A 20,908-nucleotide genomic window follows, 5' to 3' on the forward strand; every position below is an offset into this window, starting at 1 on the left:
CGGCCGGTATCCTGAGGGCGGATGCGCCTCTCCGTACTCCTCCCGCTGCCCCTGGGCCCGCTCAGCTACCTGGCGCCCGAGGGCTGCGCCCGCGCCCCGGCCCCCGGCCTGCGGGTGGCCGTGCCCTTTCGCAAGGGGGTGCGGGTGGGGGTGGTCGTGGGCGTGGAGGACGCGGCCGAAGGCGACTTCGCCTTGCGCCACGCGATCGGCTACCTGGACGAGGAACCCTTCCTCGACGAGGCCGGGATCGCCTTCCTGGGGCGCGCCGCCGCGCACTACTTCACCCCTGCGGGGCAGCTGCTCGCCGACCTGGTCCCCTTCCTGGAGCCGCCGCTCCGCCACGAGGTGCGGCTGGTGGACGGGGCCGCGCGGCCGGACCTGACCGGGTTGACGCTGTGGCGCGACGCCGCCGAGCTGGACCCCGCGCTCCTCGACGAGCTGCGCGAGGGGGGCGTGCTCGAGGAGCGGGTGCGCGAGCAAAAGCCCACGCGCAAGACACTGGTTCCGCTGCGCGAACCGACGGAGAAGCTGACCCCCAAGCAGCAAGCGGCGCTCGAGACCCTGCGCGCTCTGGGCGAGGCCGAGAGCCAGACCGCGCTCGCCGCCGCCGCCGGGGTGGGGCCCGGGGTGGTGCGGGCGCTCGTCGAGAAGGGCTACGCCGGCTGGCGCGAGGTGGAGCTGGAGCTCGCCCCGCCGGCCCCCGCCGGCCCGGCGCTCGAGCCGCTGCCGGTGCCCGAGCCGCCGCCGCGTATCAACGGCGGCCGCTGGGCGGAGCGGCTGCAGCTCGCCGCCGGGCTCGCCTCGGAGGGTGAAACGCTGGTCCTCTTCCCCGAGCGCTACGTGCTGGAGCGGGCCTACGACCGCTGGCCCCCGCCGGCGCTGCCCTTCCACGGCGGCCAGAGCCCGGAGCTGCGCCGGGCCCTGTGGCGCGAAAAGCCGCCGGTGGTCCTGGGCAGCTACCAGGCGCTGCTCATGCCCCGCCGCTGGCGGCGCATCGTGGTGATGGACGAGGGCTCCGACTCCTACAAGCTCGCCTCCGGCAGCCGCGCCCACGCGGTGCACCTGGCCGAGCTGCGCGCCGAACTGCTGGGCGCCGAGCTTTACTACCTGAGCCTCACCCCCGCCGTCGAGGTGGTGGAAAAGCCGGGCCTCCTGGTGCGCCCCCCGCGCACCCGGGTGCTGCCCATCGACCTGCGCCGCGAACGCGGCTGGCCGCTCAGCGGCCGCGCCGTCGAGCTCCTGGCCCAGGTGCCCGAAAAGGGCCGCCAGGCGCTGGTGCTGGTCGCCCGCCGCGGCTACTCGGGCCGCCTCTTCTGCAAGAGCTGCGACTGGCAGCCGATCTGCCCCAACTGCGACCTGCCGCTGCGCTTCCACAAGCCCGGCCGCCGCGGCCGCCTCGTCTGCCACCAGTGCGGCCACAGCGAGCCCGCCCCCGAGGTCTGCCCCGCCTGCGGCGGCGAGGTCTTCGGCTACTCGGGCCCCGGGGTGCAGTGGGTGGCCGAGGAGATCCAGCGGCGCCTGCCCGAGCTGCCCGTCTACCAGTACTCGGCCGAGCGCAAGGACGACCTAACCCCCCTCCAGCGCGGCGAACCCGGCGCGGTGGTGGGCACCACCGCCCTCCTGCGTACCCCCGCGCCCCCGGAGCTGGCGCTCATCCTGCTCCCCTACGCCGAGGGGTTCCTGCCCGCCTCCGACTTCCGCGCCCCCGAGCGCTACCACCGCCTTTTGTGGCAGCTCGCCGACCTGCACCCCACCCGCAGCCCGCTGATCGCCCTGCAGACCTTCGAGCCCGACCATCCGGCGGTCGAGGCCCTAATCGAAGGCGACGTGACCGGCGTGCCCGAGACCGAACTGGTGCTCCGGCGCATGCTCGGCTACCCGCCGGCGGTGCGGATGGTGGTGCTCGAGTTCAGCCACCGCCAGGAGGCCACCGCCCGCGCCGCGGCCATGGATGCGGCCGAATTTCTGCAGAAACGCCTGGGCGACTACCTGGAAACCGCACCCTTTGCGCCCCTCCTCGGCCCCGCCCCGGCCCCGGTCCCCCGCATCCGCGGCCGCTACGTCTTCCACCTCATCCTCCGCGCCCCCGAGCCCGATTTGCTCCGCGACTGGCTATCTGATTTACCACCCCCCAAAGGCGCCCGTCTCCGCCTCGACCCGGATCCGGTGGGGTTCGTGGGGCTGTTAGAGGATTGATTTCAAATCCCTTCGCGATGCAAAGCAACCTGCACGATTCCGTATCCCTGAACTTGATTCAGGGCCTGCCCCGGGCTTGATCCGGGGTCCATGCCGGGCGCGGAGACGGGATTTAGTCGCGGACAGCAACCCGTTGGGGGTTACACAACGAGAGCAGGGCGTTTGGGCCTTGCATCGCCCACAACCCCCTCCCCGGCCCTCCCCCAGGGGGAGGGAGAGAAACATCACGCCCGCGAACGCAGCGTGAATAAGCCGCCATTCTCCCGAGAGAAGAAAGCCAAAAAAAATGGCCGTTAAATGTCAAAGCGGCTCAGTTCTGGGCAGCAACATGCCTCCCCCTTGGGGGAGGTGGCCGCAGGCCGGAGGGGGGTTATTGGCTCGTCAAGTCAACCTAAGCCGCTAAAGCTGGCGCTTGGTTTCAGCCCAGGTGGGTTAGTCTTCAGTAAGTGCCCGTGCCTTACCGCAAAGACCTTGTGACTCTGGCCCGGAAGCTGCGCAAGAACCCGACCGAACCGGAGAAGAAGCTCTGGTTTGCTTGCTTAAGGCGGCTGAAACAACTTAAGGGCGTCAAGGTCTACCGGCAAAGGCCTATGCTCGATTACATCGTCGACTTTGAGCTGCGCGACGCCAAAATAGTCGTTGAGATTGACGGCGACAGCCACTACCTGGAAGAAGCAAGCCGAACAAAAGACGCCCAGCGCGACGCCGCCCTGGCCGAATACGGCTACAAAGTGGTGCGCTTTACCAACGAGCAGGTAATGAAAGAAGCGGAGTGGGTTTGCGAGGTGATCTACCGCCTGATAACCGAGCGGCTTTCCGTGTAATTCAGCGCCGACAACCCCCACCTCAGCCCTCCCCCAGGGGAGGGAGGAAAAAAAGACGGCCGCTTAATACCAAAGTGGCTCTGCTCCGGGAAGGAACAAGCCTCCCCCTCGGGGGAGTTGGCCGCGGGCCGGAGGGGGGTTGTTTACCCCATTTCGTATCCCCGGACTTGATCCGGGAGCCTGCCCCGGGCTTGATCCGGGGTCCATGCCGGGGGTGGAGCCAAGACTTAGTCGCTGACAGCAACCGGATGTGGTTTACGCAACAAGAGCAGGACGTTTAGTCTTTGCATCACCAACAACCCCCTCCCCAACCCTCCCCGAGGGGAGGGAAAAGAATGACGGCCGCGTAATGGCAAAGCAGCTCGGTTCTGAGAGGGGGCAAGCCTCCCCCTTGGGGGAGGTGGCCGCAGGCCGGAGGGGGGTTGTTCAGCTGGATGAGAGCAAAGAAATATTATGCAGGCAGGCCCCGAATCAAAAACCGGGCGTTTGGCCATGCATCATCAACAACCCCCTCCCCAACCCTCCCCAAGGGGAGGGAGAAAACTGCCGGACAATAAAAACTGGTCGTAGGTTGATGACCCGGTCTGGACCCTGGTTTTCGCTGGGGTGACGAACTGCTCTTGCCCGGGGGCACAAAAGATAGCCGATCGATACCCGACAGGTCATTTTTCCGATGGCGTGGGCGTAGGCTGAGGGCATGACCGAGATTCCGCTGGTGCGGCTTTTGTATCCGCTGGCGCTGGCGCTGCTGGTGGCCTGGTGGTACGTCAGCTGGTCGGGCGACCGGAGGACGCCGTGGGTGGCGCTTTCGCGCATGCTGGCGCAGCTCCTCTTGGTGGGCTACGTGCTGGCCTACATCTTCAAGACCGAGTACGCGGCGGTGGTGCTGGGCGTGCTGGCGCTGATGGCGCTGGCGGCGGGCTGGATCGCCCTGCGGACCGAGACGAAGAAGCGGCTCAGGCTCTACCCCTACGCCCTGATCGGCGTTATCGGCGGCGGCGGGCTGGCGCTGGCGGTGGCCACCCAGCTGGTGCTCAGGCCCGACCCCTGGTACAGCCCCTCGGTGCTGATTCCGCTGGGCGGGATGGCGTTTTCCAACGCCATGAACGCGGTTAGCCTGGCGGCGGAGCGCTTCTTTTCGGAGCGCAAGGAGGGCAGGGATCCACAGCAAGCGCGGGCGCTGGCCTACAAGGCGGCGCTCATTCCCGCCACCAACGGCCTCTTCGCCGTGGGGATCGTCTCCATTCCCGGCCTGATGACCGGGCAGATCTTGGCCGGGGTGAGCCCGCTGATTGCCGCGCGCTACCAGATCCTGGTGATGCTGATGGTCTACACCGCCGCGGGCCTGGCGGCGGCCATGTTTCTGGAGGCCGTGCGGCGGCTGGCGGCGAACGGGGAGGTGGGGTACTAAGGGGTGCGTGGTGCGTAGTAGTACGTGGTGCGTAGTACGTGGTGCGTAGTACGTGGTGCGTAGTACGTGGTGCGTGGTCCGCGTTTGCCGAGCGGGTCGCGTATTCTTGCGCGCGCGGCGAGGTTCCGGACCTGTCCCGGGCTTGACCCGGGATCGCGGGAGCCCTGCGGCCCCCTTGTCCGGAACGACGAGTTTATTTTTCCTGTTCGTCACCCCGGACAAGCGCCCAAAGGGCGCGCGATCCGGGGTCTCGCGGGTGCTGCTGAGCACCCCAACGCCAAGATCAAAGTTCTGAGCCCCGCGGATCGAGGTTCGGGCCCTGTCCCGGACGTGATCCGGGGCCTTACCGGGGCAGGTTCGGGTTCGCGCTCGTGGAGGAAGGCAAGGCCGACCGGAGGTTGCGGTGCGGCTTTGCCCGCGGGCGTAGACTGCGGACATGCAACCCGTGCGGTGGGTTCGCCTGGCGCTGGTGCTGGGCCTGGTTCTGGTTCCCGTCGCCTGCGGCGACGCGGCGCCCGGGCCGGACGGCGGCAACCGGCTCGCGGGCGCGGTGATCTACGAGACCAACCTGGAGTACTACCCGAACCGGGCGTTCGCGGACCTGGAGGCGGACCTGCCGCGGCTCGCGGAGCTGGGGGTGAGCGTCCTCTACCTCACCCCGATCTGGGAAGACCTGTTGGGCGACAACCACCACTACCTGATCAAGGACTACTACCGGATCCACCCGCGGTTCGGCGGCGGGGAAGACTTGAAAAGCCTCGTCGATGCGGCCCACGCGCAGGGAATCCGGGTGCTTCTGGACCTCGTCACCTCGCTGACCGCCGAGGGGAGCGTCGTCTGGGACGAGCACCGCGACTGGATCCTGCGGGGCGACGACGGCACGATGCAGCGCTACTACCCCTTCCCCGACTGGGGCTGGGCCATCGACGCGACGAACCCCGAGGCGATCCGCTACTTCGCGGAGGTGGCCCGTCACTACGTGGAAACCTACGGCATCGACGGTTGGCGGGTGGACTCGCCGCAGAACAACTACGACCCGGCCCGGGTGACGGGCGACCACAGCCGCCTCGAGCTCCTGCGCGCGGTCAAACGCGCCGTCCGCGAGGCCAACCCCGACGCGGTGCTGGTCTGCGAGCTGCCGGGGCCCGGCTTCTTCTGGGGTGCGAGCGACGCCGGCGACCCGCCCCTCTTCGACGAGGTCTGCGAGGCTTCCTACGGCTACCCCTTCATCGGCTTTTTGGGTGGAAACGCGCAGGAGGGGTACTTTTACGTGGTGCCCGACGGCTCGCCGGCGAACGGAAGGCTCGTGTCCAGCCCGCTCAACGACGCGCTCTACGGCGCGGTGGACTCGGCCACGTTCGTGCGCCGGGTGCAGGCGCGGCGCACCGAGCACGGGGCGCTGCGGGCCAACTTCCTGGAGAACCACGACACCCCGCGGGCGGCGCTGGCCTTCCCGCAGCGGGCCAGGGCGCTGGCGGTGCTGCTGTACACGCTGCCCGGGGTGCCGGTGCTCCACGCCGGGCAGGAACTGGGGGCGAAGACGGACCCCTACGCCGGCGACGTACGGGTGGACTGGTCGGGCGGCGACCGGGCGCTCGAGGCCTTCTACCGCACGCTCCTCACCGCCCGCCGGCGGCACGCGGCGCTCGTGCGGGGCGGGATCCGCGACGTCTGGAAAAGCGGCGACGCGGCGCTGGCCTACCTGCGCCACGCGCCAAGCGACGCGGCGCTCGTTGCCGTCAACTTCTCGGAGCGGCCGGCCGCCTTCGAGGTGGCCCTGCCGCTGGAGCCGCTGGGGCTCGAGCCGGACGGCGTCTACACCCTGCGGGCGCTGCTTTCCGGGGAGCGCCGGACGCTGCGGGGCCGCGAGCTCGCGGCGCTCGCGCTCGCCCTGGAGCCCTACGCCGCCGAGGTGTACTTCGTAGGCCCCGGCGACTAGGGCGACGAAAACCGGGGAGGGCGCGCCCTCCCCGGCGGCCGCGTTCGGCGGCTCAGCTTACAAACTCTTCGGGGCGGAAGAAGAGCGCGATCTCGCGCTCGGCGTCGGCCTCGTTCGCCGAGCCGTGGATGACGTTCTCGTCGATGGTGGTGGCGAAGTCGCCGCGGATCGTGCCGGGCAGGGCGTCGGCGGGGTTGGTGGCGCCCATCATCTTGCGCAGCTCGGCGATCACCCCCGGCCCCTCGAGCACCATGGCCACCACCGGCCCGCTGGTGATGAACTCGACCAGCGGTTTGAAGAAGGGCTTCTCCTTGTGCTCGCCGTAGTGCTCCTCGGCGAGGTCGAAGCTGATGCGCATCTTCTTGAGGGCGACGATCTTGAAGCCCTTGTCCTCGAGGCGCTGGATGATTTTTCCGGTCAGGCCGCGGCGCACGCCGTCGGGTTTGATCATGGCGAAGGTGCGTTCCATAGCGGCTCCATTCTACATGCGCTCTGCTAGGCTGGAGCCATGTACCGTCAAGCCGGAACGAGCGGACTCTTCACCTACCCCCTGGCCCTGGGCACGATGCAGTTCGGCTGGACCGCCGACGAAGCGACGAGCTTCGCCATCCTCGACCGCTACGTCGAGGCCGGTGGGAACTTCATCGACACCGCCGACATCTACTCCAACTGGGCTGCGGGCAACCCCGGCGGGGTGGCCGAGCGGGTGGTCGGCCGCTGGCTGGCCGCGAACCCGGGCGTGCGCGAGCGGGTGCTGATCTCCACCAAGGTGCGCGGCCCCATGGGCGAGGAGGGGCGGCGCGGGCGCGGCTCGCCCTACCAGGAGGAGGGGCTGGGCCGGGGCTGGATCCTGCGGGCGGTGGAGGCCAGCCTGGAGCGGCTGAACACCGACTGGATCGACATCTACTGGATGCACTGGGTGGACAACCGGGTGCCCGTCGAGGAGAGCCTGGCGGCGATGACCGAGCTGGTGCAGAAGGGGCTGGTGCGCTACGTGGGGGTCTCCAACTTCTCGGCCTGGCGCACGATGCAGGCCCTCTGGGCCGCCGACCGGCGCGGGCTGGTGGCGCCGGTGGCGCTGCAGCCGCACTACTCGATCGCCGACCCGGTGCGCGCCCACTTCGAGCGCGAGCTGGCGCGGGTGGCCGAGACCTACGGCCTGGGGGTCTTCCCCTACTCGCCGCTGGCGGGCGGCTTCCTTACCGGCAAGTACCGGCCGGACGCCCCCGCGCCCGAATCGGTGCGGGCCGAGGGGATCCGCCGCCGCTTCTTCAGCGAAAAGAACTGGCGCATCCTGGCGGCGCTCGAGGAGGTGGCCGCCGCCCACGGAGCCACCCCGGCGCAGGTGGCGCTGGCCTGGCTGCTTTCGCGGCCCTACGTGGCCGCGCCGATCGTGGGGGCCAACACCCCCGAGCAGCTGGCCGGGCTGCTGCCCGCGGCGGAGCTCGAGCTCGCCCCCGAAGAGGTGGCCCGGCTCGACGAGGTCTCCGACTGGGAGCGCTGGCGCACCGAGCTGGAGGTCTGAGGTGTGCTAGGCTGGAACTCGAGGTGACGTGATGATCCGGATGCAACGCGCTTAAACCGCACCCTGTACCCGAAAGGTACGCGCCGTAGATTTTCGAGCCTGCCGGCGGCCTTCGGGCCGCCGTTTCGTTTGGGAGGAACCGTGCGGACGATCGAAGTGGACGATTTGAAAAAGACGTTTTCCAGCCGGCAGGGCTGGTTCGGCGCGCGCAAGACCGAACGCGCCCTGGACGGCGTGAGCTTCTACGTGGACGAGGGCGAGACCTACGCCCTTCTGGGCCCCAACGGCTCGGGCAAGAGCACGCTGATCCGCATCCTCGCCACCCTGCTCTTGCCCGACGGCGGCCGGGTGCGGGTGCTGGGCCGCCCCCTGCCCGGCGGCGAGGCGGAGGTGCGCCGCCGCATCGGCCGGGTGAGCGTGGACGCCGCCTTCTACAAGAAGCTCTCGGCCCGCGAGAACCTGCTCTACGCCGCCCAGCTCTACGGCCTCGAGCCCGCGGCGGCCGAGAAGAAGGCGCGCGGGATCCTCGAGCGGCTGGGGCTCGAGCCGCGCCGCTTCCACGACCCGCTCGAGGAGATGAGCCGGGGCATGCAGCAGAAGATCGCCATCGCCCGCGCCCTGCTGCACGACCCGCCGCTGTTGCTGCTGGACGAGCCCACCACCGGCCTCGACCCCGCGAGCAAGCGCGAGGTGCAGCGCTTCCTCGAGGAGCTGCGCGCCGAGCGTGGCACGACGATCCTGCTTACCACCCACGACATGGCCGAGGCCGAACGGCTGGCGGCGCGCATCGGCTTTCTGGCGCGCGGGCGGCTGGTGGCCGAGGGGAGCGCGGACGAACTGAAACGACGGGCGGACGCGGCCGACCTGGAGGAGGCTTTCATCCGCCTGACCGGCGAGGGCTTCGCGCCCGCCGCAGCCGAGGAGGTCGTATGATTCCCGCTTTCCTGCGCCCCTTGTGGGCCTTCGTCTTCCGCGACTTTCACCTGACCCGGCGTTACTTCTCCTGGGTCGTCGTCTTCACCTTCTACGCGCTGGTCAACTCGGCGACGATCGCGCTGATCGGCGTCGCCGCCGGCGACGAGCGGCTCACCCTGACGCTGGTGCTGGGGGTGCTGCTGTGGAGCTTCCTCTCGGCGATGTTCCAGGAGATCAGCAACTCGATCAGCTACGAGCGCTGGGAGGGGACGCTCGAGTACACCTTCATGGCCCCGGTGCACCGCCTCACCCACCTGCTGGGGGTGAGCCTCTTCGCCGTGGCCTACAGCGTGGTGCGCACGATCGTGATCATGGTGGGCCTGCTCCTCTTCGTCCACCTCAGCTTCGCTGGAGCCAACCTCTGGGGCGTGCTGGTGGTGCTGCTGGTGGCCAGCGTGGCCTTCATGGGGCTGGGGCTGGTGGCGGCGATCCTGCCGGTGCTCAGCCCCGAGAACGGCGCCCAGGCCACGAACATCGTGCAGGGGGTGCTGCTGCTGGTGAGCGGCATCTACTACCCGGTCGAGGTGCTGCCCGCCTGGGTGCAACCGCTCTCGGTCCTCTCGCCCGCCACCTACGCCCTCGCGGCCGCGCGCAAGCTGATGGGCCTCGACCGGCCGCTCACCGAGGCGGGCACGCTGGCGGGCGCGCCGCTCGGCGCGGTGACCCACGAACTTTTGGTCCTGGCGCTGATGGGCGTGGTCCTCGTGCCCCTGGGGCTGTGGATCTTTGGCTTGGTCGAGCTCTGGGCCAAACGGACGGGGAAGCTGAAGCGGACGGGGTAAAAGAAGAGGCGGGTAGGCCGACTTCGGCCCGATCGCCAAGGGCGCCTAACCCAGGCGGCGATCGGGGTTGTAAACGTCGAGGTGCCAGCGAAACGGATTTTCGGCGATGTAGCGCCGGACGGCCGCCAGGGCGTGCTCGCTGCGGACGACGTGCTCCCAGTAGTTCCGCTGCCACACCGGGGCCCCGGGAGTGCCGCGAAGCCGGTTGATGCGCCGGGTGACCGCGGACTTGTAGGCGCGCACGATGGCGCCGAGCGAGCCCGGCGCGACCGCAGACCGCGGTAGGGGCGCAGCGCGCTGCGCCCCTACCGGAACGGCGGCGCGTTCGACGATGCGGACGACGCCGTGCACGTGGTTGGGCATGACCACGAACTCTTCGGCGAACAACACGACGTTGCTGCGCAGCTCCGCGGTGCGGAACCATTCCTCCCGCGCGATCCGCCCCGGCTCGCAAAGCCTTACCCGCCCTGCTTCGATCCGGCCGAAGATCGACGCGCGCTCGTGGGTCACCAGCGTCACAAAATACGCTCCCGGGGCCGCGTAGTCGTGGTGCGGCAAGCGCAAGGACCTGCGGCGTTGCTTCATATACAATTATTTTAAAGAGAAGGCCGGGCTTGCAGCGAAAAGGCTGTGCATATTCATTGGCCTGCGTGCGGCCGGCCGGGAAAGCGGGACCCGCACGGCCTGGAGCCTCCCCCGCGCTTGTACCCGGTCCGGCGGGCGGCCGGGGCCTTCGTATATACTTGCAGCATGAGCCGCTTGTCCAAACGCGCACAAGCATTGAAGCCCAGCTCCACCGTGGCCATGAACGCCCGGGCGCTCGAGCTCCGGCGCCAGGGCGTGGACGTGATCGCCCTCACCGCCGGCGAGCCCGACTTCGACACCCCCCAGCACGTCAAGGACGCCGCCTGCCAGGCCCTGGCCGAGGGCAAGACCAAGTACACCCCGCCCGCGGGCATCCCCGAGCTGCGCGAGGCGCTGGCGCGCAAGTTCGAGCGCGAGAACGGCCTCTCCTACGCCCCCGACCAGATCACCGTGGGCGCGGGCGGCAAGGGCGTGCTCTACAACCTCTTCCAGGCCATCCTCGACCCCGGCGACGAGGTGATCCTGCTCGCCCCCTTCTGGGTCAGCTACTCGGCCCAGGTGGAGCTCGCGGGCGGCGTGCCGGTGGTGGTGAAGAGCACGGCCGAGACCGGCTTCGTGCCCGAGCTGGAGCGCGTGGCCGCGGCGGTCACGGAGCGCACCAAGGCCATCGTGGTCAACTCGCCCTCCAACCCCACCGGCGCGGTCTACCCGCCCGAGCTGCTGCAGGGGCTCGCCCGCCTGGCGAACGATCGCGGCGTCTTCCTGGTCTCCGACGAGATCTACGAACACCTGATCTACGAGGGCGAGGCCTACTCGCCCGGCCGCGACGCCCCCGAGTGGACGATCACCGTGGGCGGCGCGGCCAAGAGCTACGCCATGACTGGCTGGCGCATCGGCTGGGCGGCGGGGCCCAAGGAGATCATCACCGCGATGACCAAGATCCAGGGGCAGTCGGTCACCCACCCCACCACCTTCGCCCAGTGGGCGACCATCGCCGCGCTCGAAAGCCCCGAGAGCCGGGCCTTCATCGAAAAGGCCAAGGCGGCCTTCCGCCGCCGGCGCGACTTCTTCGTGAAGGGACTCGAAGAGCTGGGCCTGCCCACCCCCATGCCCCACGGGGCCTTCTACGTGATGCCCGACGTGCGGCGGATCCACGAAGACGAGCTGAAGGCGGCCGAGATCATGCTCGACCGGGCGCGGGTGGTGGTCGTGCCGGGCACCGACTTCGTGGCCCCGGGGCACGTGCGCATGAGCTACGCCACCTCGGACGAAAACCTGGAGCGGGCGCTGGAGCGGCTGGCCGGGCTGTTCTGAGTTTTCCGTGCGGACCGCAGGCGGCCTCCGGGCCGCCTTCTTCGTTCGTTCACACTTCCTTCGCGCAACCTTCGCGGGCACCCCCCTACCCTGGGGACCGTAGCAAGCGGGCCCCAAGGGCCCAAGGGAGGAAGACGATGAAGAAACAAACGATGATCCTTACACTGGCAGCAGGCAGCTTGGTCCTCGGTCTCGGGTTCGGTTTCGCGCAGATGGGTCAGGGCAAGGGCCCCGGCGCGGGGGCGGGGTACGCCCAGGTGCAGACCCAGCCGCTCAGCGAGGAGGCGAAGAACGCGCTGCTCGAGGCGCTGACCGGTCCCGAAGGCGAGTACGCCGCCTACGCGATGTACACCGCGGTGATCGAGAAGTACGGCGAGGTCGAGCCCTACGTGAGCATCCGCAAGGCGGAGGCCAAGCACATCGAGGCCCTGAAGCGCCAGCTCGACCGCTACGGCGTCGACTACCCCGCGGAGAACCCCTACCTGGGCCAGGTCAGCGCGCCCGAAAGCCTGGAAGACGCGGCGAAGGCCTGGGCCGAGGGCGAGGTGGCCAACGTGGCCATGTACGACCGGCTGATGGAAGCGGTGAAGGACTACCCCAACCTGGTGCAGGTCTTCGACCACCTGCGCGCCGCCTCGCAGGAGCGCCACCTGCCGGCCTTCTCGCTGGCCGCCGAGAACGGCGGCACCCTGAGCCCCGAGCAGATGCAGGAGCTCCACGACACCTTCGCGTCCCAGCGGGGTCAGGGTCAGGGCAACCACGGCGGGCAGGACTGCCAGCAGCAGGGCCAAGGTCAGGGCCACGGCCCCCACGGCGGTGCGGGCCCCCGAGCCGGCTCCGGTCACTAACCCGCCCCTTCGATCTGCATCTCCTGCGCGGGCCCCTACGGGGGCCCGCGGTTCGTGAACGAACCTTCACGCTCCCTTCGCGGCCCCTTCACCGGCGCGTGCCTAAAGTAAAGGCGCACGTGGGGGCACCGCCCCCGAAGAAAGGGAGGTCGTCATGAAACGAAGCTGGAGGAAGGCAGGTACCGTGATGGCCGTCGGGCTGGCGCTGGGGCTGGCGCTGGCCGTGGGTCCGGCGGCGGCGCCCGGCGCGGGCGCGCCCGCGAAACGGCCCGTGGGCCCGGCGGCGGAGCTGCAGGGCGGGGCGCGCCTGGAGGCACTGGCCGAGGTGCTGGGCAAGAGCGCCGAGGAACTGCGCGCCGCGTACCGGCAGGGCGGGCTGCGCGCCCTGATCGAGGCGAGCGGGATGGAGCCGCTCGAGTTCCAGCGCAAGGTGCTCGAGGTGCAACTCGAACGGCTCGAGGAGGCCTACCGCGCGGGCAAGCTGCCCGAACTGCGCTACGAGAGCCTGAAGGCGCGCCTGCAGGCGCGCAAGCTGGCGCTCGAAGGCCCCACCCTGGCGGAGCTGGTGGCGCGCAGCGGCGGCGACGTGGGGGTGCTGAAGGCGCAGCTGCGGGCGCTGGAGGAGGCGCGCATCGACCAGCTGCTCGAGCTGGGCGTGATCAGCGCGCAGCAGGCGGAGCGCCTGCGCGCCAACCTGGACGTGCGCGTCGAGCGGATGCTGAACCGGCCCGCGGGCCTGAACCCCGCCGCGGGCTTCGGCGCGCCGCAGCGCCCGGGAGACCGGGGCCACGGCTTCCAGAAGCCGCGCCGCCCCCACGGCCCGCAGGAACGCCCCGCCCATCCGGGGGCGGGGCCCCAGCGTCCGGGCCGCTAGACTGAGGGCATGTCCACCTTTCCCCACCGGCCGCGAGGTGCAGCGTGAAGCTGGCCTCGCGGCTGGTGCTGGCCTTCGCGCTGGTGGCCCTCTTCGCCAGCGGCATCACCGCCGCCCTGGTCTGGCAGGCCCAGCAGCAGCGGGTGCACCGCTTCCTCGACCGCGACCTGCCGCGGGCGATCGAGGGGCAGCACCCCCCGGCGAAGCCCCCGCGCTTCTTCGAAGAACAGCAGCGGCTCTTGCGCGAGCTGCGCGAGGCCAACCTGCGCGCGGCGCTGATCGCGCTCGTGGTGGCGCTGGGCGTGGGCGGCTGGCTGGCCTGGCGGATGACCCGCCCGGTCAGCGAACTGACCCGGGCCACGCGCCGCTACGCCGAGGGCGACCGCGACGCCCGCGCCCGGGTGCGCGGGCGCGACGAGCTGGCCGAGCTGGCCCGCGCCTTCAACGAGCTGGCCGAGCGCCTGCAGACCGAAGAGGAGCTGGACCGGCGGCGCGTCGCCGACATCGCCCACGAGCTGCGCACGCCGCTGCAGGTGCTCAAGGGCGAACTCGAGGCTCTGGCCGACGGCATGCTCGACCCCGACCCCGAGACCCTGGAACGCCTGGTGGAGGAGGTGGACCACCTGGCGCTGCTGGTCGGCGACCTGCGGCTGCTCTCGCTCGCCGAGTCGGGAGGGCTGGCGCTCGAGCCCGTGCCCTACGACCTGGCCGAGCTGTTGGCGAAGAGCGCCGAGGCCTTCGCCGCCAGCGCCGAGGCGCGGGGGGTCGCGCTCGAGCTCGACCTCGAACCCGCGCCCGCGCGGATCGACCCGGCGCGCCTGCGCCAGGTCGTCTTCAACCTGATCGACAACGCCCTGCGCCACGCCCGCACGCGGGTGCGCCTGGGCTGCCGCCTCGAAGACGGGCGCGCCTGCCTCTGGGTGGCCGACGACGGCCCGGGCATCCCCGAGGCGGACCGGCCGCGGGTCTTCGACCGCTTCTACCGGGCGGACCCCGCGCGTTCGCGCAGCTCCGGGGGTTCGGGGCTGGGGCTGGCGATCGTTCGCGCCATCACCGAGGCCCACGGGGGCGAGGCGACGGTGGAGAGCCGCGAGGGCGGCGGTGCGGTCTTCCGGGTCTGCGTTCCGGCGGCCGAGACGGGCTGAGCCTCAGCTCCGCGCCCGGCCCCAGGGTAACAGCAACAGCACGACCCCCACGACCACGAAGCTGTCGGCGAGGTTGAAGACCGGCCAGAGGCCGGGTCCGATGTCGAGGAAGTCCACCACCCAACCGCGACCCAGCCGGTCGACGGCGTTGCCCAGCGCGCCGGCGGCGACCAGCGAAAGCGCGAAGACGAAGAGCGGCGCGCTGCGGGCGCGCGCCAGGTAGACGAGCAGCACGAAGCCGACGAGCAGGCTGAACCCGCCCAGCAGCGTGGGGTTGCCCTTGAAGAGCCCGAAGGCCACCCCGGTGTTCTGCACCAGCGTCAGGTAGAGGCCGGGCAGCAGGCGGTCGGGAATGGGATCCAAAAAGCGCAGCGCCAGCAGCTTGCTGATCTGGTCGGCCGCCAGCAGGAGCGGGATCAGGACGGTGGGCATGGGGTGAGTCTAGCACGGCCGCTGGCGGCTGTGGTATACTCGCGTTTGCTGGCTTTGGCCCGCGGCCGAAGCACCCCCGGAGGACCCTATGTCGAGAGTGTGCGAAATCAGCGGAAAACGGCCCACCGTGGCCCGTAAAATCACCCAGCGCGGTAAGGCCAAGCGGCTGGGCGGCGTCGGCCGCAAGACCACCGGCATCCACAAGCACTGGCAGGCCCCCAACCTGCGCAAGGTCACGATCCGCGTCGGCGGCAAGCCCGTCACCTTCCGCGTGGCCATGTCCCACGTGCACAAGGTCTACGAGCTGGCCGAGCGCGCCAAGGGCATGAAGCTCGAGGGGCTTTCCGAGAAGCAGATCAAGGCGCGCCTGCTCGCGCTGCTCGACAAGTAAGCAACCCGCACCCCCGCCGCCCGGGCCCGCCCGGGCGGTTTCGCTGTGCAAGAATGGAGGCGTGAAGACGGGGCTCAAACCGGGCTGGTACGTGCTGATCGCGCTGGTGCTCTACGCGCTGGTCGTCACCCTCGCCTGGCGGCACGACCGGGCGGAGCTGCACCGGTTGCGCGCCGCCCTGGCGGGCGCCCCCGCCCCCGAGGCCAGCGGCGGCGGCCCCGAGCGTTACGCGCTGCCCCTGCCCGGGGCCTGCCTGCCCGAGAAGCCCGAACACCTGCCGGGCTACCCCCGCGACTACCGCAAGGGGGCGAACCAGGGGTTCATCTTCGTGAGCGGCGACGCCTGCGTCCCCGTCGTCTACGGCACCGGGGTCGTCGCCGTCCAGCGGGGCCGGGTGCTCAAGGCCGAGCAGGACTTCCAGGAGCTGAGCGCGGCCGAGTTCGACGCCCTCATCGAGGCGGTGGCCGGCGGCGCCACCCCCGAGCAGATGGACCGGCTGCGCGGTCGGGAGGTCTGGATCGAACACCCCGACGGCCGCATCACCGTCTACGCCCACCTCTCGGGGCTGCGCCCCGACCTGGCCGTGGGCCAGCTGGTCGAGCGGGGCGAATGGATCGGCTACGTGGGCAACAGCGGCACCCAGGCGGCCTCGCGCGGGAGCCGGGAGGGGGCGCGGCTTTTGCTCGAGGTCTGGCAGGGCAACGTGGACACCGGCACCTACCTGGGCAAGGGCCTCGACCCGCGCGAGAACAAGGACAAGCTGCTCACCCTGGCGCGCGCCCTGTTTGCGGTACCCTAGGTCCATGCGGGACGCGCTGCGGCAGGTCTGGGCCAACCCCTACGTGCGGGTGGCCGTGCTGCTCTTGGGCCTTTGGGCCCTGGGCTGGCTGCTGCTGCGCACGGCCGCGGTGTGGGTAGGGTTCCTGATCGCCTACACCCTGGCCTACCTGGCCGATCCGCTGGTGAGCGGGCTCGAGCGCCGCAGGGTGCGGCGCGCCTTCGGGGTGCTGCTCGTCTACGCCCTCTTCTTCGTCTTCCTGGGGCTCGCGAGCGTGCTGCTCGCCGAGGTGGTGGTGCAGCTCTCGCAGCTCTCCGAGCGCATCCCCGAGGTGCTGCGCCCGATCAACGGCTGGATCGAGGGGCTGCCCGCGCTGGTGCGGCGCTGGGCCGAGACCCCCGAGGTGCAGGCCGTGCTGGTGCACACCGCCGACGCCCTCAAGGCGCTCTTGCAGGGCTTCTCGGCCACACTGGTGAAGGGGCTGGGGGCGCTGCTGGGTCAGGGGGGCAACCTCGTCGCCGGGCTGGCCGCACTGGCGGGCGGGCTGGTGCAGCTGCTGGCGGTCTTCGTGGTGACGGGCTACCTGATGGTCGACTTCCCGCGCGTCAACGCGGCGCTGCTGGAGGCGCTGCCGCGGCCCTGGCAGCCGCTGGCGGTCGAGCTCGCGGGCCGGCTCGACCGCGCCGTGGGCGGCTACATCCGCGGCCAGCTGCTCGTGGCCGCGCTGGTGGGCCTGGCCGTGGGCCTGGGGCTGGCCCTCATCGGCGTGCCCATGGCCGCGGCGCTCGGCTTCATCGCCGGGGTCTTCAACCTGGTGCCCTACCTGGGCGTCGTCGTCTCGATCGTGCCGGCGCTGCTGCTGGCGCTCACCGTGGCCGCCTGGAAGGTGGTGGGGGTGCTCGTCGTCTTCCTGATCGCCAACCAGCTCGAGTCCCACCTCTTCTCGCCCTACATCCTGGGCCGGGCCACGGCGCTGCACCCGATCACCGTCGTCCTCTCGATCCTCGCCGGCGCCGGCCTCTTCGGGCTCTGGGGGGCGATGCTCGCCGTGCCCACGGTCGCCTTCGCCAAGGTGCTCTACACCGACTACTACCTGCCGAGCCGGTGTCACGAACAGGGGTGTTAACGGTGGGTGGGATGTGGGATGTAGGAGGTGGGAAAGTGCTGCGCAGCCCACCCCCTACCTCCTACCCCCTACTTCCTATTCTTCCCACTTCCAATCCTTGAACCGCTCGCGCAGCTTCGCCTTCATGAACTTGCCGGTACTGGTGCGCGGGATCTCGTCGACGAAGACGATGGCGTCGGGCAGCCACCACTTGGCGAACTTGGGGGCCAGGAATTCGCGCAGCTCCTCCGCGGTCAGCTCCTCGCCCTCGCGCAGCACCACCGCCGCCAGCGGGCGCTCGGCCCACTTGGGGTGGGGGACGGCGATCACCGCCGCCTCGGCCACCGCCGGGTGGCTCATCAGGGCGTTCTCGAGGTCCTGCGAGCTGATCCACTCGCCGCCCGACTTGATCAGGTCCTTGGTGCGGTCGGTGATCTTGACGTAGCCCTCGGCGTCGATCGTCACCACGTCGCCGGTGCGGAACCAGCCGTCGGGGGTCCATTTGTCGGTCTCGGAGGGAAGGTTGTAGTAGCTCGAGGCCACCCAGGCGCCGCGCACCTGCAGCTCGCCCATCGTCTTGCCGTCCCAGGGGGCCTCGCCGTCGTCGGTCATGGCGCGCACCTCGACGAGCGGCACCGGCAGCCCCTGCTTGGCGCGGTAGGCGTACTGGGCGTCTTCGTCGAGCTCGAGCAGGTGCGGCTTGAGCAGGCTCACCGTGCCCAGCGGGCTGGTCTCGGTCATGCCCCAGGCGTGGATGACCCGCAGGTTGAACTTGTCGAAGGCGCGGATCATGCTCTCGGGCGCGGCCGAGCCGCCCACGACCATGCGCATCCCGGGCACCAGCTTCCAGCGGTCGGGCTCCTTCTCCAGCGCCTGCAGGATGCCCAGCCAGATCGTGGGCACGCCCGCGGTCGCGGTCACGCGCTCGCGCTCGTAGAGGTCGAGCAGGTTCTCGGCGTCCAGGTAGGGGCCGGGGTGGACCTGCTTGGTGCCCGTCATCACCGCCGCGTAGGGCAGCCCCCAGGCGTTGACGTGGAACATCGGCACCACCGGGGTGAAGACGTCGTGCATCGAGAGCGAGAGGGCGTCGGGCAGGGCGATGCCGAAGGAGTGCAGGATCGTCGAGCGGTGGGTGTAGACCACGCCCTTGGGCCGGCCCGTCGTCCCCGAGGTGTAGCACATCCCCAACGGGTCGTTCTCGTCGAGCTCGGGGTAGCGGAAGTTCCCCTCGGCGGTGTCGAGGAACTGCTCGTAGTCCATGAACCCCTCGGGCACCGGCTGGCCGGTGAGCGGCACCACGATGATCTCCTCGACGCCCGGGATGTGCTCGCGGATGGCCAGCACCAGCTTGAGGAGCACGTCGTCGACGATCAGGAAGCGGTCGCCGGCGTGGTTGATGATGTAGGCGATGTCGCTGGGGTGGAGGCGCAGGTTGAGGGTGTGCAGCACCCCGCCGGCGATGGGCACGCCGAAGTAGGCCTCCAGGTGGGCGTAGTGGTTCCACATCAGCGTGCCCACGCGGTCGCCCTTCTTGAGGCCCAGCTTCCCGAGCGCCTCGGCCAGCGCCTTGCTGCGCTTGTAGAAGTCGGCGTAGGTGTAGCGGTGCAGCGACTTGTCGGGCATGCGGCTGACCACTTCCACCTTGGGGAAGAGCTTGCCGGCGCGCTCGAGCATGTGGGGCAGCGTCAGGGGAAAGTTCATCATCGTTCCTTGCATGGCGTCCTCCTTGTTCGTCACCTGGCTAACATTTTACATGCGCCCACGAAAAAGGCGGCCCCGCCGGGGCCGCCCCCGCCGCGCCGGAGCTCACACGGCCGTGGCCTTGGGCCACAGCTCCCGCAGCTCGCGCGGCAGGATGCGCACCACGTCCTCGATCTCCCCCTCGCTCACGCGCCGGGCCAGCACGCGGAAGACGGCGCGGGCGACCTCCTCGGGGTCGACGTCCGGCTCGCCGTAACGGGTGGTCTTGAAGTAGTTGTAGATGTGGCGCAGGAACTCTTCCTTGTGGCGCTCCTTCAGGGGCTTGCCCGTGGGGTCCCAGCCCTCGTAGTAGAAGCCGCGGATCAGCATCGGGAGCTGGGCGCCCAGCTGCGCCACTTCCTCGACGGTCAGGCGGTCGCGCAAGGCGTGCAGCACGGCGCGCAAGGCCAGGTAGGCCTTGTGCCGGTCGTCGGTCCCGAGCTCCTGCATGACCTCGCCCAGCCAGGCGTGCGTCTTCTGCAGTGTGGTGTCGAAGACCGCGAGTCCGGTGGCTGCCATACCGCTCACCTCCTTTCCCTGGCGCTTGTATTATATTATCTGCGCTTCTAGCTATCAAGTTTGCGCGGGCCGGCGGCGCGGGTGCGACCGGGCCCCGATGACTTGTCAAAACCGCCGACGGGTTGTACTATATTGCGTGCCTGGCGAGCAGCCGGGCGGCCTGCTGGGGCATCGTCTAACGGCAGGACGGCGGACTCTGGATCCGTTGGTCGTGGTTCGAATCCACGTGCCCCAGCCAGAAGGCCCCTTCGACTAGCGGTTAGGTCACCGCCCTTTCAAGGCGGCGGCACGGGTTCGAGTCCCGTAGGGGTCACCAAAGCGCGCTCGAGCCGAACGCGGCCCCATCGTCTAGAGGCCTAGGACGCCGCCCTCTCACGGCGGTAACGGGGGTTCGAATCCCCCTGGGGTCACCAGACGGCTCGAGCGCGTCTTCTTTTGCGTCGCGCGCGCTACCCCCATACCCCCCGTGGGGTATATACTGCGCTAGGGCCCCGAGCGGGCCGCGGGAGGCGAGCATGGACTTCAAGATTGGCGAACTCGGCGGTTCGGCCCAGCAGGACCAGACCTACGACGTGGTCATCATCGGCGGCGGGCCCGCCGGCCTGACCGCGGGCATCTACGCGGGCCGCGGCGGCCTGAAGACCGTGATCCTCGAAAAGGGGCTACCCGGCGGCCAGATCGCCCAGACCGAAGAGGTGGAGAACTACCCCGGCTTCCCCGAGGGGATCTCGGGGCCGGAGCTGGCCAACCGCATGGCCGAACAGGCGCGCAAGTTCGGCGCCGAGGTGGTCATGGACGAGGTCCAGGCGCTCGAGAAGACCGACGAAGGCTTCCTGGTCAAGGCCTTCGAGCGCAACTACAGGGCGCGGAGCGTCATCATCGCCACCGGCGCCAACCCGCGCAAGCTGGGCGTACCCGGCGAGGACAAGTTCTACGGCCGCGGGGTCTCGACCTGCGCCACCTGCGACGGCTTCTTCTACCGCGACAAGGACGTGGTCGTGGTGGGCGGCGGCGACGCCGCGGTGGAGGAGGGGATCTTCCTCACCAAGTTCGCCCGCAAGGTGACGATCATCCACCGCCGCGACGAGCTGCGCGCCAACAAGGTGGCCCAGGAGCGCGCCTTCCAAAACCCCAAGATCGAGTTCCTCTGGAGCCACGTCGTCACCGAGGTGCTGGGCGAGGACCACGTGACCGGCGTCCGGGTGAAGAACCTCAAGACGAACGAGGAGTACGTCTACCCCACCGACGGCGTCTTCGTCTTCGTGGGCAGCGTGCCCAACACCGACTTCCTGAAGGGCGTCGTGGAGCTGCGCCCTGACGGCTACGTGGCCGTCACCGACGAGATCCTCACCTCGGTGCCGGGCGTCTTCGCCGCCGGCGACGTGGCCGACCCCATCTACAAGCAGCTCGCCACCAGCGTGGGCGCGGGCACGCGCGCGGCCATGACCGCCGAGAAGTGGCTGATGGAGCAGGAGCAGGCCGAACCCGCTTCGTCCTAGCGCTTGCGGCGCTCCCGCGGGGCCGG

20 protein-coding genes and 3 tRNA genes are annotated in these 20,908 nt (G+C 70.0%); 18 read left to right on the forward strand and 5 right to left on the reverse strand.

All coding sequences use genetic code 11. The features are described from left to right. Positions 1 to 21 precede the first annotated feature (21 nt). From OCEPR_RS10650 to OCEPR_RS10665, 4 genes are all read left to right on the forward strand, one after another. Positions 22 to 2,196, forward strand: coding sequence for a primosomal protein N' family DNA-binding protein (locus OCEPR_RS10650; RefSeq protein ID WP_013458732.1), 2,175 nt, complete (start codon positions 22 to 24; stop codon positions 2,194 to 2,196). Between the two features lie 452 nt (positions 2,197 to 2,648). Beyond that, entirely contained in the window at positions 2,649 to 3,020 is a 372-nt protein-coding gene (locus tag OCEPR_RS10655) for an endonuclease domain-containing protein (RefSeq protein ID WP_222829117.1), read from the forward strand. Positions 3,021 to 3,717: 697 nt separating this feature from the next. Then, complete coding sequence (locus OCEPR_RS10660; RefSeq protein ID WP_013458734.1) at positions 3,718 to 4,431, forward strand: ABC transporter permease; 714 nt, start codon at positions 3,718 to 3,720, stop codon at positions 4,429 to 4,431. A 436-nt stretch (positions 4,432 to 4,867) separates the two neighbouring features. Next, on the forward strand, positions 4,868 to 6,370 hold the full coding sequence (locus OCEPR_RS10665) for an alpha-amylase family glycosyl hydrolase (protein WP_013458735.1): 1,503 nt from the start codon (positions 4,868 to 4,870) through the stop codon (positions 6,368 to 6,370). Positions 6,371 to 6,422: 52 nt separating this feature from the next. Here the strand turns inward: OCEPR_RS10665 and ndk are convergent, their stop codons facing one another. Continuing rightward, a complete protein-coding gene (ndk, locus tag OCEPR_RS10670; RefSeq protein WP_013458736.1) occupies positions 6,423 to 6,839 on the reverse strand; it encodes a nucleoside-diphosphate kinase in 417 nt (138 codons plus the stop codon). Between the two features lie 39 nt (positions 6,840 to 6,878). Here ndk and OCEPR_RS10675 point away from each other — a divergent pair, with 39 nt between their 5' ends. The 3 genes from OCEPR_RS10675 (at position 6,879) to OCEPR_RS10685 (ending at position 9,652) form a co-directional block, all read left to right on the forward strand. Beyond that, a complete protein-coding gene (locus tag OCEPR_RS10675; RefSeq protein WP_013458737.1) occupies positions 6,879 to 7,895 on the forward strand; it encodes an aldo/keto reductase in 1,017 nt (338 codons plus the stop codon). Between the two features lie 141 nt (positions 7,896 to 8,036). Next, entirely contained in the window at positions 8,037 to 8,828 is a 792-nt protein-coding gene (locus tag OCEPR_RS10680; protein ID WP_013458738.1) for an ABC transporter ATP-binding protein, read from the forward strand. After that, positions 8,825 to 9,652, forward strand: coding sequence for an ABC transporter permease (locus OCEPR_RS10685; RefSeq protein ID WP_013458739.1), 828 nt, complete (start codon positions 8,825 to 8,827; stop codon positions 9,650 to 9,652). Before OCEPR_RS10680 ends, OCEPR_RS10685 begins: the two co-directional genes overlap by 4 nt. A gap of 45 nt (positions 9,653 to 9,697) precedes the next feature. Here the strand turns inward: OCEPR_RS10685 and OCEPR_RS10690 are convergent, their stop codons facing one another. Continuing rightward, the gene (locus OCEPR_RS10690; protein ID WP_013458740.1) at positions 9,698 to 10,237 is read right to left on the reverse strand and encodes a transposase; all 540 of its coding nucleotides are present in this window, start codon (positions 10,235 to 10,237) and stop codon (positions 9,698 to 9,700) included. Positions 10,238 to 10,402: 165 nt separating this feature from the next. On the opposite strand from OCEPR_RS10690, the gene OCEPR_RS10695 reads away from it, so the two are divergent. From OCEPR_RS10695 to OCEPR_RS10710, 4 genes are all read left to right on the forward strand, one after another. Beyond that, the gene (locus OCEPR_RS10695) at positions 10,403 to 11,551 is read left to right on the forward strand and encodes a pyridoxal phosphate-dependent aminotransferase (RefSeq protein WP_013458741.1); all 1,149 of its coding nucleotides are present in this window, start codon (positions 10,403 to 10,405) and stop codon (positions 11,549 to 11,551) included. 137 nt (positions 11,552 to 11,688) lie between these two features. Beyond that, a complete protein-coding gene (locus OCEPR_RS13065; RefSeq protein WP_013458742.1) occupies positions 11,689 to 12,399 on the forward strand; it encodes a ferritin-like domain-containing protein in 711 nt (236 codons plus the stop codon). A gap of 154 nt (positions 12,400 to 12,553) precedes the next feature. After that, a complete protein-coding gene (locus OCEPR_RS10705; protein ID WP_013458743.1) occupies positions 12,554 to 13,273 on the forward strand; it encodes a hypothetical protein in 720 nt (239 codons plus the stop codon). Positions 13,274 to 13,317: 44 nt separating this feature from the next. Next, entirely contained in the window at positions 13,318 to 14,418 is a 1,101-nt protein-coding gene (locus tag OCEPR_RS10710; protein ID WP_013458744.1) for a sensor histidine kinase, read from the forward strand. A gap of 3 nt (positions 14,419 to 14,421) precedes the next feature. Here the strand turns inward: OCEPR_RS10710 and lspA are convergent, their stop codons facing one another. Further along, positions 14,422 to 14,850 (reverse strand): signal peptidase II, encoded by a 429-nt coding sequence (gene lspA / locus OCEPR_RS10715; RefSeq protein ID WP_013458745.1) that lies wholly within the window; start codon positions 14,848 to 14,850, stop codon positions 14,422 to 14,424. A gap of 88 nt (positions 14,851 to 14,938) precedes the next feature. Here lspA and OCEPR_RS10720 point away from each other — a divergent pair, with 88 nt between their 5' ends. From OCEPR_RS10720 to OCEPR_RS10730, 3 genes are all read left to right on the forward strand, one after another. Beyond that, positions 14,939 to 15,241, forward strand: coding sequence for a large ribosomal subunit protein bL28 (locus OCEPR_RS10720; RefSeq protein ID WP_013458746.1), 303 nt, complete (start codon positions 14,939 to 14,941; stop codon positions 15,239 to 15,241). A gap of 61 nt (positions 15,242 to 15,302) precedes the next feature. Further along, a complete protein-coding gene (locus OCEPR_RS10725) occupies positions 15,303 to 16,040 on the forward strand; it encodes a M23 family metallopeptidase (protein ID WP_013458747.1) in 738 nt (245 codons plus the stop codon). 4 nt (positions 16,041 to 16,044) lie between these two features. Next, on the forward strand, positions 16,045 to 17,145 hold the full coding sequence (locus OCEPR_RS10730) for an AI-2E family transporter (RefSeq protein ID WP_013458748.1): 1,101 nt from the start codon (positions 16,045 to 16,047) through the stop codon (positions 17,143 to 17,145). A 75-nt stretch (positions 17,146 to 17,220) separates the two neighbouring features. On the opposite strand, the gene OCEPR_RS10735 is transcribed toward OCEPR_RS10730, so the two are convergent. Together OCEPR_RS10735 and OCEPR_RS10740 are read right to left on the reverse strand one after the other, a co-directional pair. Continuing rightward, positions 17,221 to 18,840 carry a long-chain fatty acid--CoA ligase gene (locus tag OCEPR_RS10735; RefSeq protein WP_013458749.1) on the reverse strand — a complete coding sequence of 540 codons (1,620 nt, stop codon included), beginning with the start codon at positions 18,838 to 18,840 and terminating at the stop codon, positions 17,221 to 17,223. A gap of 90 nt (positions 18,841 to 18,930) precedes the next feature. Next, positions 18,931 to 19,383 (reverse strand): DUF2267 domain-containing protein, encoded by a 453-nt coding sequence (locus OCEPR_RS10740; RefSeq protein WP_013458750.1) that lies wholly within the window; start codon positions 19,381 to 19,383, stop codon positions 18,931 to 18,933. A 164-nt stretch (positions 19,384 to 19,547) separates the two neighbouring features. On the opposite strand from OCEPR_RS10740, the gene OCEPR_RS10745 reads away from it, so the two are divergent. The 4 genes from OCEPR_RS10745 to trxB all read left to right on the forward strand — a co-directional run bounded on the left by OCEPR_RS10745 (position 19,548) and on the right by trxB (position 20,882). Next, positions 19,548 to 19,621 (forward strand) — tRNA-Gln (locus tag OCEPR_RS10745). Between the two features lie 3 nt (positions 19,622 to 19,624). Then, a tRNA-Glu gene (locus OCEPR_RS10750) sits at positions 19,625 to 19,699 on the forward strand. Positions 19,700 to 19,720: 21 nt separating this feature from the next. Next, positions 19,721 to 19,796, forward strand: a tRNA-Glu gene (locus OCEPR_RS10755). A gap of 102 nt (positions 19,797 to 19,898) precedes the next feature. After that, on the forward strand, positions 19,899 to 20,882 hold the full coding sequence (gene trxB, locus OCEPR_RS10760) for a thioredoxin-disulfide reductase (RefSeq protein WP_013458751.1): 984 nt from the start codon (positions 19,899 to 19,901) through the stop codon (positions 20,880 to 20,882). Positions 20,883 to 20,908 lie beyond the last annotated feature (26 nt).

It is taken from the genome of Oceanithermus profundus DSM 14977 (genome assembly GCF_000183745.1).
Lineage (GTDB): Bacteria > Deinococcota > Deinococci > Deinococcales > Marinithermaceae > Oceanithermus > Oceanithermus profundus.

Excerpts from the sequence above, each read along its gene's own strand:
- OCEPR_RS10650 (WP_013458732.1), top strand. The coding sequence starts at position 22 with ATGCGCCTCTCCGTACTCCTCCCGCTGCCCCTGGGCCCGCTCAGCTAC.
- OCEPR_RS10660 (WP_013458734.1), top strand. The coding sequence starts at position 3,718 with ATGACCGAGATTCCGCTGGTGCGGCTTTTGTATCCGCTGGCGCTGGCG.
- OCEPR_RS10665 (WP_013458735.1), top strand. The coding sequence starts at position 4,868 with ATGCAACCCGTGCGGTGGGTTCGCCTGGCGCTGGTGCTGGGCCTGGTT.
- ndk (WP_013458736.1), bottom strand. The coding sequence starts at position 6,839 with ATGGAACGCACCTTCGCCATGATCAAACCCGACGGCGTGCGCCGCGGC.
- OCEPR_RS10675 (WP_013458737.1), top strand. The coding sequence starts at position 6,879 with ATGTACCGTCAAGCCGGAACGAGCGGACTCTTCACCTACCCCCTGGCC.
- OCEPR_RS10685 (WP_013458739.1), top strand. The coding sequence starts at position 8,825 with ATGATTCCCGCTTTCCTGCGCCCCTTGTGGGCCTTCGTCTTCCGCGAC.
- OCEPR_RS10690 (WP_013458740.1), bottom strand. The coding sequence starts at position 10,237 with ATGAAGCAACGCCGCAGGTCCTTGCGCTTGCCGCACCACGACTACGCG.
- OCEPR_RS10695 (WP_013458741.1), top strand. The coding sequence starts at position 10,403 with ATGAGCCGCTTGTCCAAACGCGCACAAGCATTGAAGCCCAGCTCCACC.
- OCEPR_RS13065 (WP_013458742.1), top strand. The coding sequence starts at position 11,689 with ATGAAGAAACAAACGATGATCCTTACACTGGCAGCAGGCAGCTTGGTC.
- OCEPR_RS10705 (WP_013458743.1), top strand. The coding sequence starts at position 12,554 with ATGAAACGAAGCTGGAGGAAGGCAGGTACCGTGATGGCCGTCGGGCTG.
- lspA (WP_013458745.1), bottom strand. The coding sequence starts at position 14,850 with ATGCCCACCGTCCTGATCCCGCTCCTGCTGGCGGCCGACCAGATCAGC.
- OCEPR_RS10720 (WP_013458746.1), top strand. The coding sequence starts at position 14,939 with ATGTCGAGAGTGTGCGAAATCAGCGGAAAACGGCCCACCGTGGCCCGT.
- OCEPR_RS10730 (WP_013458748.1), top strand. The coding sequence starts at position 16,045 with ATGCGGGACGCGCTGCGGCAGGTCTGGGCCAACCCCTACGTGCGGGTG.
- OCEPR_RS10735 (WP_013458749.1), bottom strand. The coding sequence starts at position 18,840 with ATGCAAGGAACGATGATGAACTTTCCCCTGACGCTGCCCCACATGCTC.
- OCEPR_RS10740 (WP_013458750.1), bottom strand. The coding sequence starts at position 19,383 with ATGGCAGCCACCGGACTCGCGGTCTTCGACACCACACTGCAGAAGACG.
- trxB (WP_013458751.1), top strand. The coding sequence starts at position 19,899 with ATGGACTTCAAGATTGGCGAACTCGGCGGTTCGGCCCAGCAGGACCAG.